Annotated in this window: 13 protein-coding genes; 3 read left to right on the top strand and 10 right to left on the bottom strand. The window is 45.9% G+C overall.

Annotation, left to right across the window (positions count from 1 at the left end; all coding sequences use genetic code 11):
- Positions 1-58 precede the first annotated feature (58 nt).
- Positions 59-1,480: a phospholipase D family protein gene (locus ABIN22_RS01015; RefSeq protein WP_346906119.1), complete on the top strand. Its 1,422-nt coding sequence runs from the start codon at positions 59-61 to the stop codon at positions 1,478-1,480.
- Between the two features lie 143 nt (positions 1,481-1,623).
- On the opposite strand, the gene ABIN22_RS01010 is transcribed toward ABIN22_RS01015, so the two are convergent.
- The 3 genes from ABIN22_RS01010 to ABIN22_RS01000 form a co-directional block, all read right to left on the bottom strand.
- Entirely contained in the window at positions 1,624-2,271 is a 648-nt protein-coding gene (locus tag ABIN22_RS01010; protein WP_430517187.1) for a sugar O-acetyltransferase, read from the bottom strand.
- A gap of 61 nt (positions 2,272-2,332) precedes the next feature.
- Positions 2,333-3,118 (bottom strand): histidinol-phosphatase HisJ family protein, encoded by a 786-nt coding sequence (locus ABIN22_RS01005; protein ID WP_346906118.1) that lies wholly within the window; start codon positions 3,116-3,118, stop codon positions 2,333-2,335.
- Positions 3,119-3,154: 36 nt separating this feature from the next.
- Entirely contained in the window at positions 3,155-4,510 is a 1,356-nt protein-coding gene (locus ABIN22_RS01000; protein ID WP_346906117.1) for an MATE family efflux transporter, read from the bottom strand.
- Positions 4,511-4,667: 157 nt separating this feature from the next.
- Between ABIN22_RS01000 and ABIN22_RS00995 the strand changes: the two genes are divergently transcribed.
- A complete protein-coding gene (locus tag ABIN22_RS00995) occupies positions 4,668-5,531 on the top strand; it encodes an AraC family transcriptional regulator (RefSeq protein WP_181368563.1) in 864 nt (287 codons plus the stop codon).
- 30 nt (positions 5,532-5,561) lie between these two features.
- On the opposite strand, the gene ABIN22_RS00990 is transcribed toward ABIN22_RS00995, so the two are convergent.
- The gene (locus ABIN22_RS00990; RefSeq protein WP_346906116.1) at positions 5,562-5,891 is read right to left on the bottom strand and encodes a nucleotide pyrophosphohydrolase; all 330 of its coding nucleotides are present in this window, start codon (positions 5,889-5,891) and stop codon (positions 5,562-5,564) included.
- Between the two features lie 233 nt (positions 5,892-6,124).
- Between ABIN22_RS00990 and ABIN22_RS00985 the strand changes: the two genes are divergently transcribed.
- Positions 6,125-7,036 carry a cation diffusion facilitator family transporter gene (locus tag ABIN22_RS00985; protein WP_181368564.1) on the top strand — a complete coding sequence of 304 codons (912 nt, stop codon included), beginning with the start codon at positions 6,125-6,127 and terminating at the stop codon, positions 7,034-7,036.
- 8 nt (positions 7,037-7,044) lie between these two features.
- Here the strand turns inward: ABIN22_RS00985 and ABIN22_RS00980 are convergent, their stop codons facing one another.
- The 6 genes from ABIN22_RS00980 to ABIN22_RS00955 form a co-directional block, all read right to left on the bottom strand.
- Entirely contained in the window at positions 7,045-8,241 is a 1,197-nt protein-coding gene (locus tag ABIN22_RS00980; protein WP_346906115.1) for a DUF6070 family protein, read from the bottom strand.
- Between the two features lie 218 nt (positions 8,242-8,459).
- Positions 8,460-9,596, bottom strand: coding sequence for a metallophosphoesterase (locus ABIN22_RS00975; RefSeq protein WP_346906114.1), 1,137 nt, complete (start codon positions 9,594-9,596; stop codon positions 8,460-8,462).
- Positions 9,597-9,608: 12 nt separating this feature from the next.
- A complete protein-coding gene (locus ABIN22_RS00970; protein ID WP_346906113.1) occupies positions 9,609-10,325 on the bottom strand; it encodes a nitroreductase family protein in 717 nt (238 codons plus the stop codon).
- A gap of 153 nt (positions 10,326-10,478) precedes the next feature.
- Complete coding sequence (locus ABIN22_RS00965; protein WP_346906112.1) at positions 10,479-11,516, bottom strand: LacI family DNA-binding transcriptional regulator; 1,038 nt, start codon at positions 11,514-11,516, stop codon at positions 10,479-10,481.
- Between the two features lie 44 nt (positions 11,517-11,560).
- A complete protein-coding gene (locus ABIN22_RS00960) occupies positions 11,561-13,912 on the bottom strand; it encodes a YyaL domain-containing protein (protein ID WP_346906111.1) in 2,352 nt (783 codons plus the stop codon).
- A 25-nt stretch (positions 13,913-13,937) separates the two neighbouring features.
- On the bottom strand, positions 13,938-15,539 hold the full coding sequence (locus ABIN22_RS00955; RefSeq protein WP_346906110.1) for a glycoside hydrolase family 43 protein: 1,602 nt from the start codon (positions 15,537-15,539) through the stop codon (positions 13,938-13,940).
- Between the last annotated feature and the right edge of the window lie 14 nt (positions 15,540-15,553).

Here is a 15,553-nt window from a genome sequence, read left to right as displayed (position 1 = left end):
TCCATTGATTTATTTTGAAAAACAGATAAAATGAGAGAAGGGAAGGAGATTTATATCCATGAAAAAAAAATTTTACTCACTTTTATCCAAAATTTCTATTAAATACATATTACTTTTCCTATTCCTGCTCTATCTTTCCGGGCTCATTGTCCCTTATATTTCCCACAAAAAAGTAAATGAAGCCTTTCAGAGTTCCTTCCATAACAGAGAATTTTACGGAACATCTGCCGGGACGGAAAGAACCGCATACCTTGACGACAACAGCGAAGCGCTCCTGTACCGGCTGCGGATGATCGAAGAGGCAGAGTCAGATATTATCCTTTCTACTTTTGATTTCAATTCCGACCAGTCCGGGAAAGATATCCTTGCGGCCCTTAACAATGCTGCCGGCCGCGGCGTTAACGTACGCATTATTGTAGACGGGATCAGCGGCTTTCTTGATCTAAGACATAACGAATGGTTTCAGACTGCTGCCGCCCATCCCAATATCCAGATACGCATTTACAATCCGGTAAACTTTTTAAAGCCCTGGAAACTTCAGGCAAGGCTTCATGATAAATATCTGGTCATTGACAAAAAAATGTATCTTCTGGGCGGCAGAAATACAACCAATCTCTTTTTAGGTGACTATTCCTCCTCCCGGAATATCGACCGGGAATTATTTGTCTATGAAACAGAAGAATCACCGGATTCTTCCCTTTATCAGCTTTTAGATTACTTTGAACATGTCTGGAATCTAGAAGACAGCAAGGCTTACACCTGTACACAAAGCGCGAAAAAGACCGGTGAATATAACGCCAAATTATGCACAAACTATGATACCTTACGCCAGAAATATCCGTCCGCATGGGAAAGCTGGGACTGGCTGCACCTCACTTTTGAGACAAACCGCATTTCTTTACTGTACAACCCGGCCGAAGCAGAAAATAAAGAACCCTGGATGTGGTATTCCCTGCATCAGCTAATGGCACAGGGGGATCAGGTTTCCATTTACACTCCTTATATTATCTGTGGAAAGGAAATGTACCAGGATCTGGAATCGCTTACACAAAATAAAACAAAGGTGGAAATCATCACCAACGATGTGGCTAAGGGAGCAAATCCCTGGGGCTGTACGGATTACTTAAACCAAAAAAAGCAGATCTGGAACACCGGAGTAAACGTTTATGAGTTTATGGGGAAACACTCCTGTCACACAAAAGCCGTCGTAATCGACGACCGCATGAGTATTGTCGGTTCCTATAATCTGGATATGCGCAGTACCTATCAGGATACAGAGTTAATGCTTGCGGTAGATTCCCCGAAACTGAACCAGATCATACGAAAGGAAATAGAAACGGATAAAACGTTTAGTAAAACAATGACAGGGGATGGTTATGTCTATGGGGAAAATTATAAAGCAAAAGAGATGACCACAGGGAAAAAGATATTTTATGCATTCCTTCGAATTGTTGTTATCCCTATCAGGAGATTTTTATAAGGACGCTGGTGTTCCAGCGTCTAAAAGGATCATGAAGCATAGAAAATTGTCGGGTCGGTATCTACTATATATGAAGTAACAAGAGGGGATAATAAATATTACTTCATTTATCTATCCACATAGCTCTGCCTTAATTGATAGGATTATTTTAAAAAGGCAGGCATCCTGTGCCCTTTAAAATAATACTCCCTGTCGTGTTCATCCACCCCGCGCAGGACTTTGCACGGGTTCCCTGCCGCCACTACACAGGAGGGGATATCTCTTGTTACTATACTGCCCGCTCCGATGACCGTATCATCTCCGATGGTGACTCCCGGAAGAATGACGGCTCCGGCCCCGATCCAGCAGTTTTTCCCTATTCGGACAGATGCATTGTACTGGTATCCTTCCCGGCGGAGTTCCGGCAGAATCGGATGTCCTGCCGTTGCAATGGTGACATTCGGCCCCAGCATCGTGCTGTCACCGATATAAATATGTGTATCATCTACAAGGGTTAGATTAAAGTTCGCATATATATTTTCCCCGAAATGTACATGGCGGCCCCCGAAATTTGCATGGAGAGGCGGTTCGATATAGCATCCCTCTCCGATCTCAGCAAACATCTCTTTCAGCATTCTGTCCCGCTTCACCATCTCGTCAGGCCGCGTCATATTGAAGTCATACAGGCGGTTCAGGCAGACTGTCTGTTCTTTTACAAGTTCCTCATCGCCGGGAAGATACAACTCCTCATTGTGCATTTTCTCGTAGATACTGTTGAGTTTTGTCTGATCTTTATTCTCATTTATTTCCATATTAATTTTCTGTTACTCCTTTCTACTAAATCCTTTCACGAACCAGCACAGGGGACACCCGTTACAAATTGTGAAAGACCGGTTCCATCCTGCTGAATGTACAGTACTGCTCAAAACCAATCCTTTTTAGAATCTCTTTTGCCTCCCTGATATGATCCCCTAGTCTGTTCGTATCATGCGCGTCGGAACCGATCGTGATAATCCTGCCACCAAGATCATGATAGAGTCTGAGAATCTTTTCGGAGGGTGTCAGGTCTTTCAGGCCATAGGCAAAACAGGACGTATTTAACTCGATTCCTTTTCCCCCGGAAATAGCCAGACGGAAAATCTTTTCCACAATGTCCAGAATCTTTTCATCTGGATATTCCCCTGCATCGTCATAACGCTTGATCATGTCCAGATGGCCGAGCACCGAATAGTTCGTATATTGCTTCATAACCTCATAAATAGCTTCATAATACGCTTTCTGGTATGCCTCCTGTGTTTTTCCCTTCTGGTATTCATATGACCAGAACTCCTGATCATCGATCTGGTGGTTGCTCAGTATGACGAAGTCAAAATCATATTTTGCAAAATCCCGCTCAAAAAGAGAAACCGTATGTGTCTGAACACCAAACTCAATCCCCTTTTTAATCCGAAGTTTCCCCTGATACTTCTCCTGCATCTCTTTCAACAGAGGGAAGTAGTGCTCATAATCACAGTTCAAATCTGTTTTCACCCCGTAATCCACATGCTCCGTGAATGCGATTTCCTCCATCCCGTTCTCCAGAGCCTTCTGTATCATTTCCTCCATAGGGCAGTCCGAATCGTCACTGAAACTTGTGTGGACATGATAATCTGCTAACATAATATCCTCCTTTTTTCCTTGTTATCTGTCCGCGGGTTACGACATCTTTACTGTCAGATCTTTTACCCAGCGGTATTTTTTATAGTTTCTGTAAACTGCCGGCAATTTCACTATCTCATCCAGATTTACGATGAAATATACAGCCGTTACGGGCAGTTTCAGCCAGAAAGCCGCGATGAACCCGAGGGGCACTGTAATGCACCACATCGTAACCGTGTCGCACCAAAAACCAAACCGGGAATCTCCCCCCGCACAGAAGATACCGGCGATCGTTGTTCCATTTACAGACTTGCCTATCAGATAGTAGGAACACATAACAAGCATCGCCTGAAGATATCCTCCTGCCTGCTCACTGAGATTTGCAAAAGCAAGAATAACCGGACTGGCGGCCAGCAGGATCAGCCCTGAGACTGCCCCGCCTGCCACAGATAGTCTGCATAGCCGCCTTCCATATTCCTTCGCCTTCTCAAGGCGTCCGGCGCCGAGTTCATTGCCGACGATAATCCCTGCCCCGCTTCCCAGCCCCAGACAAAAGCAGGAAATCAGGTTTTTCGCGATATTAGCGATAGAGTTGGCCGCCACGGCATCTGACCCAAGATGTCCCATGATGACAGAATACATCGTAAAACCACAGCCCCACACGATTTCATTTCCCAGCACAGGAGTTGTATACTTCCAAAAATCCCGCCTCAGGATTTTATCCGGATGCAAAAGATAAGAACCTCTCGCCTTAATCCGGCCATCCTTCGCAGAATCCAGAATCACCCACACAAGTTCTGCCGCCCTGGCGGTCACCGTTGCAAGAGCCGCCCCTGCAATTTCCAGTCTGGGTGCATTCCACAATCCAAAGATAAGCACAGCATTCAGCACGATATTCAGTATGACCGCCGATGAACTTATGACAGAACTTTTTGCAGCATATCCACTGTTTTTCATAATGCAGAGATAAATCTGGGATACCCCGCACAGTATGTATGACGGACCGACAACCCGAAGGTATCCTGCACCTCCGGCAATGAGGGCCTCCTCCGAGGTGAAAATTCTCATCACCTGTTCCGGAAGAAAGACGGCGCCGGTAAAGAAGACCAAAGATACAAGGAATGAAATCCTAAGAACCACCGCAAATATCTTCTCCACTGATTCTTTATCCCCTTTCCCCCAGTACTGTGCAGCCAGCATACTGGCGCCGATTGTCATTGCTGCCAGAAAGAGATTAAAAACAAACTGTACCTGCCCGGCAAGTGAAACCGCCGACAGATACCCCTGGTCCAGCATCCCCAGCATTATAGCGTCTGACGCGCTGACAAGAGCCAGCATAAACTGCTGAAAGGCGATGGGAAACACTAATGCAGCCAGTTTCTTCATAAATTGTTGATCCAGTGATTTATTCATAACAGCTCTCCGATTCTTTCTCTCTGATGTCAGTCCAAGCGGGATGTTAACGCATCCATTTCTTTATGACTCTCATAATTATATCTTGTATATGCTGGCATTATCTACTGATATATTGTATAATTCTATAACAATATCGTATATTCAGGGGTACACAATGAAAGAAGTAGAATTAAGGGATGACCGTTCCGAAGATGTTCAGTATGATTTTACAGACTATTCCATATATATCCGGAAAGATTTTTTATCACAGTATGATTATGCGGCTGTAAGCCACTGGCACGATGACATTGAGCTGATTTATATCCTGTCAGGTGAGATGCAGTACCATATTAACGGTGAAATCGTAACGCTTGAACAGGGCAGCGGGGTATTTGTCAATTCCCGCCAGCTTCACTATGGATTCTCAGAGAACTGCACGGAGAGTGAGTTTATCTGTATCATTCTGCATCCGCTGATGCTCTGCTCTACCCCCGGCATGGAACAGAAGTACGTCATGCCGCTGATGTCAAACCTTGCATTTCCATTCCAGCTTCTTACAAAAGAGACCGCCTGGCAGAACCATATTTTAAACGCCATGCAGCAGATCTACGCCGCCAGAGAAGCACCGGCGCCTGAATTACAGATACAAAGCCTCTTCTTCCTTATTTGGAATGAACTTTATGTACATGCGCCGAAAGACCATGCCCCCTCTAAGCAGTCTCATCAGCTCTCTGTCCTGAAGGATATGGTCGGTTATATGCAGAAACATTATAAAGAAAAAATCACTCTTGACGATATCGCAGCCGCCGGAAATGTATGCAAAAGCAAGTGCGGTTCCCTGTATCGCAGTTACTTCAACCAGACCCCGGTAGGCTATCTGACCGGTTACCGTCTGAAAAAGGGGGCGGATCTGCTTCGTAACACCGATATGTCCATCACTGAGATCAGCTATGAAGTCGGTTTCAGCGGCGCGAGCTACTTTACAGAAACATTTCGAAAGTATTACGGATGCTCACCGACCCGGTTTAGGGCGGTTTGATACATCAAGTATGCGGCCGGTGCTGAACGGTTACTTCACAGGATACTTGACGGCATTCTTACCGGCCTTAGACTCGACAGCCGCTGAAAGGTCAATTTCAAAGTGTTCACAGATACGGCAGAGATACCAGAATACATCCGCCACCTCTTCTTTCAGGTGTTCGAACTCTCCTTCATCCTCTCTTACACTGTCCGCTTCATCCGAATGCAGCCACATGAATATCTCTGCCAGCTCTGATGCCTCTACCGTAAGGGCCATCACAAGGTCTTTTGCATTCTGGTCTTTCCGCCATCCTCTGGCATCTGAGAAATCCTGAATATATTTTTTCACTTCGCTTAGTGTCGTTATTTTATCTTCCATCTCTTGTCCTCTTTTCTTTTATTATTAAGAATATCACCAGTTCCTACTCATGACAAGGTTTCCGCTTACGATAGATCAGTTATAAAAAATTTACCACGTTTTCTTTTAGGTACCTTGACATTGTAGTGGTTTGGTGTTAACCTGTAATCATTAGGTACCTTACTTAAATCTTCTCACTACTGTCTGACATGTACACTATTTAACCATTTACATATATGAAAGGAGACCTTATTATGAATACCTCAAATCCCCTCTCTGAACGTGACACTGCCGGCAAGAATGCCGGATGGACCGGGCTTTTCGGTAATCTTATTCTGACACTCGTAAAATTTGCCATCGGTTATTTCAGCAACAGTATTGCTGTCATCGCCGACGCCTTCAATAATCTGACAGACTGTATTTCCTCAGTGATAACTATATTCGGTTTTAGTATTGCAGGCAGGAAAGAAGACCGGGTACATCCTTACGGACATGGGCGTATCGAGTATATCTGTGGATTCACAATCTCGATTTTTATTCTTATCACCGCCGTCTCCGTAGGAAAAGACTCCATAAAGCGGCTCATCCATCCGGAGACAATCCATTTTTCCACAGCCATTATACTTATCCTGCTGATGAGCGTTCTGATAAAGCTTATTATGGCCTGGCTGGTAAACCGTACAAACAAGACGATTTCCTCCCCAGCCCTGAAAGCAGTCAGAAATGACAATCTGTCTGATGCTCTTGTGACTGCGGTAACACTGAGCGGAATCCTAATTGCTCCTTTCACCTCTTTTCCGGTCGATGCCCTGCTAGGGCTTCTCGTGTCCTTGTCCGTCCTCTGGTCAGGACTCACTTCGTTCGCTGAAAACTTTGCTTTACTGCTCGGAAAAGGTGCGGACTCTGAGACGGAACAGAAGGTCCGGCAGATGCTCTTAGATTATCCGCTGATCAGAAGCGTTGAAACGATTGCGCTTCATGATTACGGCCCGGAAGAAAAGTTTGCCTTTATCAAGGTCACATTTCAAAGCTCCCCGCATACCCCGGAGGCTTCTGGGACGTTAGATCAGATCAAGCTGAGGCTGAGGTCAGAATTACATATAGAAGCCACACTCTACTGGGATCTGGCCGATAAAAAGGCTCTTAGAAAGGAACCTGCCATTTAGCAGGAGCTTTACTGCGTATTCCGGTAAAAAGCTGTCCATTCCTCCTGCGATAAACGCGGCGTATACCAAACTGCCCCATTACTGTCCGGCAGTGGTACCACCCTGTTTGAGACATACTGGAAGGCCCCGTTTTCAAGTGGGCGGACCACAAGCTCACTGGTAAATGCACAGCTTTGCATTTCCATCTGCCATACTGCATTCACTGCCAGTTTAAGCGTCCCGTCCTCTTGTTCTTCACATGCGGTCACTTCCGGCTCCGGTTCGTAGGGAGTTTCTGCGTCATGCATCCCCCGCGGCCTGTACAGGTATGTTTTGTTTACCCGCTGATACATCGTTTTTTCCCTCAGAAAGGTGCTGTCAATTCCGATATATGTCTGAATTACTTCCTCAAATTCCTTTTCCGGAACCTCGTACTCTTCCCCTCCATATCCGGATTCGTATGGTACATAGTCCCCATATTTCAGCTTATACATCTCCTCATAGAGGTCATAGAAATCAAGCACACCATAATCAGACGCACTCCAGTCCGTAATCAGCAGATTGTTTCTCTCGTACCCGAGCGGCATGACATACTGCCGATTAAGTTCACGCAGGCTCCGGTCCAGCGGTTTTACCCGGATTGCCGTAATCCCCGGTGCCCCGTCATACCCGGGCATATGGTATTGTTCGATGAAGATGTATCCTTCCTTTGTATATTTCCACGTATGGGCCGTGAACCTTTCATAAAATTCCGCCGACGGAAGGCCGTCTTTCCAGAACAGAGAACTTCTCAAAACTTTCACTTCCCCATCCTTTGTTCTCAGGTCATACCGGACGAATCCACCATCATTCCCGATGATCAATATAGTGGCCTGATCCTCCTCTTTGTTCCCAACGCTCTTACAAAACGCTTCCGCCTGTCCCGGGTTCACCATATCAATCTGATTTCCCATATCTACAGCCGTGTACCCTTTATCTCCCAGACTGGCTATGATTTTTTCCTTTACCTCAAGCGAGCTAATATTATCCTCCTGATACGCCTGCTCATAAATTTCCCGGTAACCTTCCGCAATCTTCTCCGAATCCTTATGTATTGCCGCCTCGCTGTCCTGCTTATTTTCATCCGCTCTGTGAACATCTCCTGCCGGTTCGCTGTCCGCAGCCGCACAGCCCGTTATTCCCATGAGCAATACGATAATGAAAATGAATATCCTTCTAAGCCTCATCTTTTCTCCTTTTCTTACATTTGTAATATTTTACCATAAAAAAAATTTATACTGCCGTTTATTAAATCTTACATCTGTAATACTATCAAGTCAAGGAGAAAGTGGATGATGTCAGATCTTCATCTGTTCTTATCGTATAAAAGCACCCAAGTCGTTACTATGCACGCCTTTCGAGCGTGCACAGTGTAACCCACTTGAATGCCCTGTCTTCTTACTTATTATAAGGTCACCTGAATCATCGCAACCTCACTGTCCGTCCCAATCCGAAACGGCGGCCCCCATGTTCCCGCTCCCGAAGTAACGACCGCCTGAGGGCTCTTAGCGTTCTTCCGGTAATATCCATAGTTCACGTCCATCGTGCCTTCGTTAATCAGGTTAACGGGAAAGAACTGTCCCCGGTGGGTATGTCCGCATAAGATGAGATCCGTGCTCCTGTCATATTCGCCAATATTTTCCGGCTTATGATCCAGCACTATCCTTGGCAGATTCTCTTTCTTCGCAGTATCGTCAAGCTCTGCTCTGTCTGAGCCCTGATTACCGATCGGTCCCGAATCCTTTCTGCCCGCCAGAATCAGCCTGCCGTCAATCACCACCTCTTCATCCTGAAGCAGGCGTACATGCGCTTTCTCCAGAAACTCCAGCATTCCTTCATATCCCGCCCCGGCATCATGATTTCCAAGACAGGCATAGACGCCATAGGGGGCGTTTATTTCCCGGAATAGTTTTTGAAGACCAGACGGATTCTCCAATGCCGTAATATCTCCGTCAAATATATCTCCCGCTATACATACGAGATCTGGTTCCGCCGCATTTACTGCCGCAACGATTTTTTCCAAATGTGTTTCCCCTACGACATATCCCAGATGTATATCGCTGATCAGGGCAATTTTCATCGAATCTGCTTTCCCGTCTTCCTTTAGTACAACCTCATAGTTTTTCGTCTGAATCCCCGACGCATGAATCCCTCCGTATACAGATAGCACCACGGATAAAACCAATGCAGCCGTTCCCGCCGAAAAAGCCGCCCCCTTCGGCAGTGGTGACGTAAGCATCCGGCTCAGCCTGAGCACGAATAAAACGAAATCTGTAAAGTTTACAAATATCACCAAATACACAGCCACACCCAATGCATAATGGTCTGCAAGGAAAACCTCTCTTGGAATCCGGCTGTCCGGCAAGCGGCTGAGTACAAATAAGACAATGACAGAAGTCATAATAATGCCATATATTACCCCGAATGCAAGAGGACTGGTGCCTGAAAGAAGCGGCCTGAACCAAAGAAAAAGTTTTCTGCCCGTATTTACAATCAGCCCTATAAAAGCCCCTAAAAATACTAGAATCATTAGAATCTGCATTATTCTTTTCTCCTATTTGACAGTTCCTACATAAGAAAACCCGGACGGCGGTGCCGGAACTCCCTCTTCCATTACAGCAAATTCAAACGTCCTTCCCTCATGTTCGCCTGCCACGGCTAAATGGCAGAGGGCAATGCCTACATCCAAGTCAGTAAGATTATACATCTTGCTGAGCAGGCCGCCGAGATTTGGTTTGTAATAAGTATGGATCTTTCCGCCATCCACAATAAAATACCAGGGCTGGCCGTTCATGCCGGACGGTGCAAGCCTCGCCGCTTCCAGGCGTGAATCCCTCCCACCTGTTATTTCACTCATTGCTTTACGTTTAAATTCTTCCGTTTTCCTCACAGCCGGCTCTGCCGGTTTTCCGAATGCAATCCCTATAATATAGTCCGGATCCGGCTCTTTTGGTTTCACACCTGCAAGCCACCGGGTCGCATATCCCTGTGCATACAGCCAGAGCTCGGCATGCTGGTATAAATATCCCGCCGCCGTATTGCGCAGCGGATGCTTTTTGCCGGAAATCAGCAGAAAATGGGGTGCTTTCGGAAGAGCCATCCCTTTCACATCCCTGCCTGACACGATCTCATGTTTCAGTTCCACATCGGGCAGCAACGGTTTTACCTCCCCCAAAAAGTCACCAAGCTTTGAAAGAATATCCTTAGGAAGCGGTGACGGGTCAAATTTGCGCGTAGAAGCGCGGGTAAATATTGGTGAATATAAATCCATAGTTTTTCTCCTTTGACTAAACTCGTATAGTTTGAATTATACTCGGCCCAGTCAGAAATGCAACCGGCACTTACTCCGATTTGTTCAAAATCAAAGGTAAAATTGAAGATCCGGGCACACCTTTTTCGATGTGCCCGGATCTTTCCTCATTCTCTACACTTTACCTGCTATGTTTTGCTTTATATGGATAGAAAGTTCTGTTAAATATTGATTTGCAGGTTCTATCCCCAAACCTATAAAATCATACAGAATCTGAAGCGGCAGTGCCCCTTGTTTTTCCGGCTGCTGACCGATTGTCGCAGAAATGATGCCTCTGTCCATAAAGCTTTTCTGTTTATTATTCACGTCATTTGTAATGATTTTGATTCTTCTTTCTTTGTCCAGCTTCTCAACTTCTTCACAAATGCTGTAGTCTCCCGGATTGATGATATATAAAGCCTCCAAATGGCCCTCCCTTTTCACCACATCCAGAATGTTTGAATAATCGCCCTTCTGAAAAACAAAATTAGAGTCTCTGTTAACAATCTCTATCTGTGGATATTCCTCATCAAGCTCTTTAATAAAGCCCTCCAGCCTCTGTCTGAAAGCCGGTGACTGTTCATCAAAGCTGGTTGCCAGAGCGATCCTCCCCTTTTCCCGCGTTACCAGGGATATCAAACCGGCAGCTACTTTTCCTGAATCGTAATAATCACATCCTACATAAGAAAGTCTTTGGACATCTTCCATATCAAGGTTGAAAAATACCATAGGAACCTTTCGGGCATTCATTTTATTCACAAATGTCTGTATGGACGACATCTTAAGCGGCACCAGTGCAATTCCATCCAGATCGTCTTCCTCTGCTTCCCTGAGAAGTGGTGCGATAAACTTATCTGACAATTCTTTTATCAGGTAAAAGTGAACAGTAACACCATATGTCTTTAACTCTTCCGCTTTTTTGCAAGCCGCCCTGTACACGTCTGCGAAGAACAAATCCACCGGGGTATCGCACACAATGAATCCCAGCCTGATCTTCTTCTTCCTTGCCGCCAGCATCTGCCCGGCCATATTGGGTTCATAGCCTAACTTATCTGCTATTTCTTTTACCTTGTGATATGTTTCCGCATTCACCCCGGGCCGGTTATTCAGCACCCTGTCCACTGTTCCTCTTGATACACCTGCTATTTCTGCTATCTTCTTAATCGTTACCATACCTTCATCCTCATCTGTGTGATTCTTTTGCTTTCATAAGTATATCACGCCTTCGGCCATTCTTGTTTAATTCTCATGAAAATTTTTCCAAAATCCAGCGTATCATAATTTTTCCCGAGAGAATCCAGATTCAGAAGTGCCATACCATTTACAAAACCGTTACACGTATCGTTATCATCCCCTTTATTCTTTGCCGCAGCTCCCGAAAATTCTTTATACTCCGTATCTGCCAGCCACAAGGAAGTCATATATCCCTCACACTGGACTCCGGGCATCGCATAGCCATACATATCTGCCGGAGACGAAAGCCCGTACTGCATCCCTTTTGTCACGGCCTCAGCAAGTTTTACAAGCTTCTCATCCCTGCAGTATTCTGCCAGCCTTAAAAGTTCCGGAACCACTTCCTGAAAGGAACAGTCCACATAACTTCCGGCAGGTATTACATCACATCCGGCCCAGCCTGTTGTCTTGAATTTATGCCTGCCTAAAAGTGTATTTTCATCAAACGGGATATTCCACAGATAAGTCCAGCTTGCAAGAATTCTTGCGGCATCTAATGCACCGGAAAGGTACTCCACGTTTTTAGTCTCTTCATATACCGCCAGCAGGCTCCTCATGACAAACATGACGCTTGCAGCATCCAATTTCACTGACTTTTTATGGGATGTATCATTAATGCCCCCTATATATTCTGCCTCTGCGACATAATTCGCAAGGATAAAATCTGCTGCCCTTTCCGCCGCATCCAAGTACTTCTTCTCCCCTGTATACCGGCTGACTTCCACAAGCAGGGGGATCGGGAAAATCGCACCAGAACCACGTTCTTTTTCTGAACTCCCGAACCATTCCAGAGGATATACCAATGGTTCTCCCTCCATCGTATACCCGCGGTTCCATGAACCGTTCGTATTCTGCATCTTAAGAAGCCTTTCACAGAAATCCAGAACGGCTGCGAGCCATTTCGGATGCTCCTGTCCATTTTCCTTCTCCGCCAGATAACACTTCATCAGATAGTACATCGTATCCGTCATGGATCTGGAATAATTTCCCTTTACTTTGCCAAGTTCCCCTGCAATACTCATCAATGCCACGACCACTTGATTTCCGAGGTAATTTTCCAATTCTTTTCTGTCATTTGAATATTGGAAAGGAAGTAATATTCCTGTCCACCAATACACCGTTTTTTCTTTATCCACATGATACAGCCCCACAGGAAGACCAGACTTTTCTATACAGTTTTCCACAAAATAGTCCAATGTCTTTAGCGCGCTTTCCCGATAATCTTCCCGGCAGGTCACACCGTCCGCTCCTTCCCATGCAGCCGTAAGCATATCCAGTGCCAGCAGCGTCTGCGCACCGCAAAAACCATATTCCAGAAGATTCTGTTCCCCATAGCCCTGCCGCGGGGAAAAATGAATAAAATATCCGGCCGGTTTTCCTTTCTTATCAGGAAATTCCCGGAAACTATGAAGAACCATTTCCCTTCTGTAATGTCTTGATTCCTCCAGCCCAACCGGCGGCCTTATCTCACCATGAAGGAGCCGCTCCATCTGCAGAGCTGTTGTCTGCCACGAGGCGTCCGTAAGGTTTCGTGCCTTCCCAGTCTGCAATAAGTAAGACATTTCAGAAGCCATTCCTTCCTTTACTGCTTTGTAAGCCTCCCACCCGGAACCATCCACATTCAGACAGAATGTATTCCGTTCACAAAATGGATAATCACAGCGCAGAATATACTCTCCTGCGTGGTATTCTGAAGGTGCCATGCCCAGAGACCCAATATCCGTATCATGGATAAAATGCCGTTTCTGAATCTGCCGGCGCGTAATGGTCGTATCTTTTTGTGGAAGATCCGCTCTGATCAGGGATACATAATATTTGCTTTTCCGGGCATAAGAGGTTACGGATAAAGAAGGGTTTCTGTCATCCTTATAATCCTGACTGTATGTGCAAAGGTAATCCTCCACCCCGTCTTCATCTGTATCATTCTTATTATAAAATGCCCCCGGGACGATAAACTGATAATCATCAAAAGACTTTTCCAGACCGCCCCTGCACCTGAACTCAGTCGTCAGGTGAATTCCCGTTTCTTTCACACACCGGATACACTCCAGTTTCCTGTCCAGCCTTACCGCCTCTTCTTCCACCGTCCATAAATCTGTTATCTTATACTGGCTGCCATATAAATCTTTGGCCTCCACCTCTCCTAAGTATCCATCTTTTGTTGTACTCCACACATCATAGCGCAGTTTCTTTTTAGCTCCTTTTATGTCTTTGAGTACAACCGGGAAATCCAGAAAGATACTGAAAGCCGGATCCTGACCGTTTCTGTCATCCCCTGCAGTAATCAGCAGCGAATATTTTTCATACCGGCGGATAAACTCAATTTTAGTGTCCAATACTTTCGCTCCCTTCCAAGGCGTATCATGCCTCCCCGCCTGAAGGCGAATAAGTCAGATACTCAAATTCTGCCGGACAGCGCTGCCCTGAGGTATCCTGACAGCATAGTACAATGAATGTCCCTGTAAATCTCAGGCCATGCTCGGCCTCATTATAATAATCATCCGACAGCTTCGTAGCGTCCAGCTCTTCCCCGATCTCAAAATAGTTTTCTCCATCCGGTGACCAGCTAAACTGCGCCGTCTTATTCTTTACCTTCATTCTCATGTATACATTGTCTTCTCCCTCAGCTATCTGGCATCTTTCTCCGCTTACACTTATTTCCCCGTGGTCGCAGACAATCATGGATACCGTTCTTCCCAGCACTTCATCCCAGGAAACATTCAGGTAAAAATAGTTCGTAGTATCATAGTACAATGCCATTCCTGCCATCTGCTGGTAATTCACCGGCCAAAACCGTACACTTGTCTCTGCCATAAAATCGAAGTGTTCTCTGCGTATTCCAACCAGACTCTGTGTATGTAAAGATTCCATAGACTCTTTCCCATACAAAACCAGTGACTGCCTCTCCTCGTTAAAAGCCATCCACCTTTGGTCAAGAGGAATACGCAGAGTTTGGAATTCATCCGGAAGTTTCGCCGGGAACACCCTTTTTACAGGCCTCTCGCTGACAATAAAATCCGGAAGGCCCGGAGACGGAACTTCATTCTGTGGCAGCCCGGACGGGTGGTCGATTACAAACCAGCCATCCTCTGTCATCTTAAGTTTCTGGATAGATGTCTCCCTGCCCAGCATGCATCGCTTATGGACGCCTTCCGGTCTGCCGCACAGGTGCGCCATATACCACTCCCCATTCTGTGTACATACCAGACTTCCGTGTCCACATTTCTGCAGGCGCAGTTCCGGATGTCCGTACGATGTCATCAATGGATGGTATGGTGACAGTTCATATGGCCCCTCTATATTTTTTGACCGTGCAACGGTCACTGCATGTTCATAAAATGTTCCGCCCTCTGCACACACTAAATAGTACATGCCGTTTATTTTATACAGGTGGGGACCTTCCGTCACTCCTATGCTGCTCCCTTTGAATATCTGCACAGGCTCCCCCTTCATACATTGCTGTTCTGGGTCATACTCCTGCAGCGCAATCCCGTCGAATGGATCGTTTTTATCCCGGTGGTCCCAGATCTGATTTAAGATATATTTTTTCCCGTTATCATCGTGGAAAAGGGAAGGGTCAAACCCACTGCTGTTGAGGTACACAGGATCGGACCACGGGCCATGTATATCCCTGCTGCATGTTAAAAAGTTATCCACATCTTTATGATAATTACGGAATGTTTTCACATTAGAATATACAAGATAGAACATCCCGTCCTCATATGTAAGACAAGGCGCCCACACCCCTCCGGAATCCGGCACCCCGGTCATATCAAGCAGCCGCTTTTCATCCAGCGGCCGGCCGGTAAACTCCCAATGTACTAAATCCCTGCTGTGGTACAATTCCACCCCGGGAAACCATTGAAACGTTGACGTTGCAATATAATAATCATCTCCGGCCCTGCATATGCATGGATCCGGGTGAAATCCCCGCAGAACCGGATTTTTAATCATTTCTACCATATAGCTCCTCCATC

Origin of the sequence: Faecalicatena orotica, from assembly GCF_905197545.1 — a bacterium.
GTDB classification, from domain to species: Bacteria; Bacillota; Clostridia; order Lachnospirales; family Lachnospiraceae; genus Faecalicatena_A; species Faecalicatena_A orotica.
The sequence above is the reverse complement of the archived record's forward strand: the minus strand, read 5'-3'. Positions and strand labels throughout refer to the sequence as shown.

Coding starts and splice junctions, on each gene's coding strand:
- ABIN22_RS00970 (WP_346906113.1), bottom strand. CDS start 10,325: ATGGATTTATATTCACCAATATTTACCCGCGCTTCTACGCGCAAATTT.
- ABIN22_RS01000 (WP_346906117.1), bottom strand. CDS start 4,510: ATGAATAAATCACTGGATCAACAATTTATGAAGAAACTGGCTGCATTA.
- ABIN22_RS00985 (WP_181368564.1), top strand. CDS start 6,125: ATGAATACCTCAAATCCCCTCTCTGAACGTGACACTGCCGGCAAGAAT.
- ABIN22_RS00990 (WP_346906116.1), bottom strand. CDS start 5,891: ATGGAAGATAAAATAACGACACTAAGCGAAGTGAAAAAATATATTCAG.
- ABIN22_RS01010 (WP_430517187.1), bottom strand. CDS start 2,271: ATGGAAATAAATGAGAATAAAGATCAGACAAAACTCAACAGTATCTAC.
- ABIN22_RS00975 (WP_346906114.1), bottom strand. CDS start 9,596: ATGCAGATTCTAATGATTCTAGTATTTTTAGGGGCTTTTATAGGGCTG.
- ABIN22_RS00995 (WP_181368563.1), top strand. CDS start 4,668: ATGAAAGAAGTAGAATTAAGGGATGACCGTTCCGAAGATGTTCAGTAT.
- ABIN22_RS01005 (WP_346906118.1), bottom strand. CDS start 3,118: ATGTTAGCAGATTATCATGTCCACACAAGTTTCAGTGACGATTCGGAC.
- ABIN22_RS00965 (WP_346906112.1), bottom strand. CDS start 11,516: ATGGTAACGATTAAGAAGATAGCAGAAATAGCAGGTGTATCAAGAGGA.
- ABIN22_RS00955 (WP_346906110.1), bottom strand. CDS start 15,539: ATGGTAGAAATGATTAAAAATCCGGTTCTGCGGGGATTTCACCCGGAT.
- ABIN22_RS01015 (WP_346906119.1), top strand. CDS start 59: ATGAAAAAAAAATTTTACTCACTTTTATCCAAAATTTCTATTAAATAC.
- ABIN22_RS00980 (WP_346906115.1), bottom strand. CDS start 8,241: ATGAGGCTTAGAAGGATATTCATTTTCATTATCGTATTGCTCATGGGA.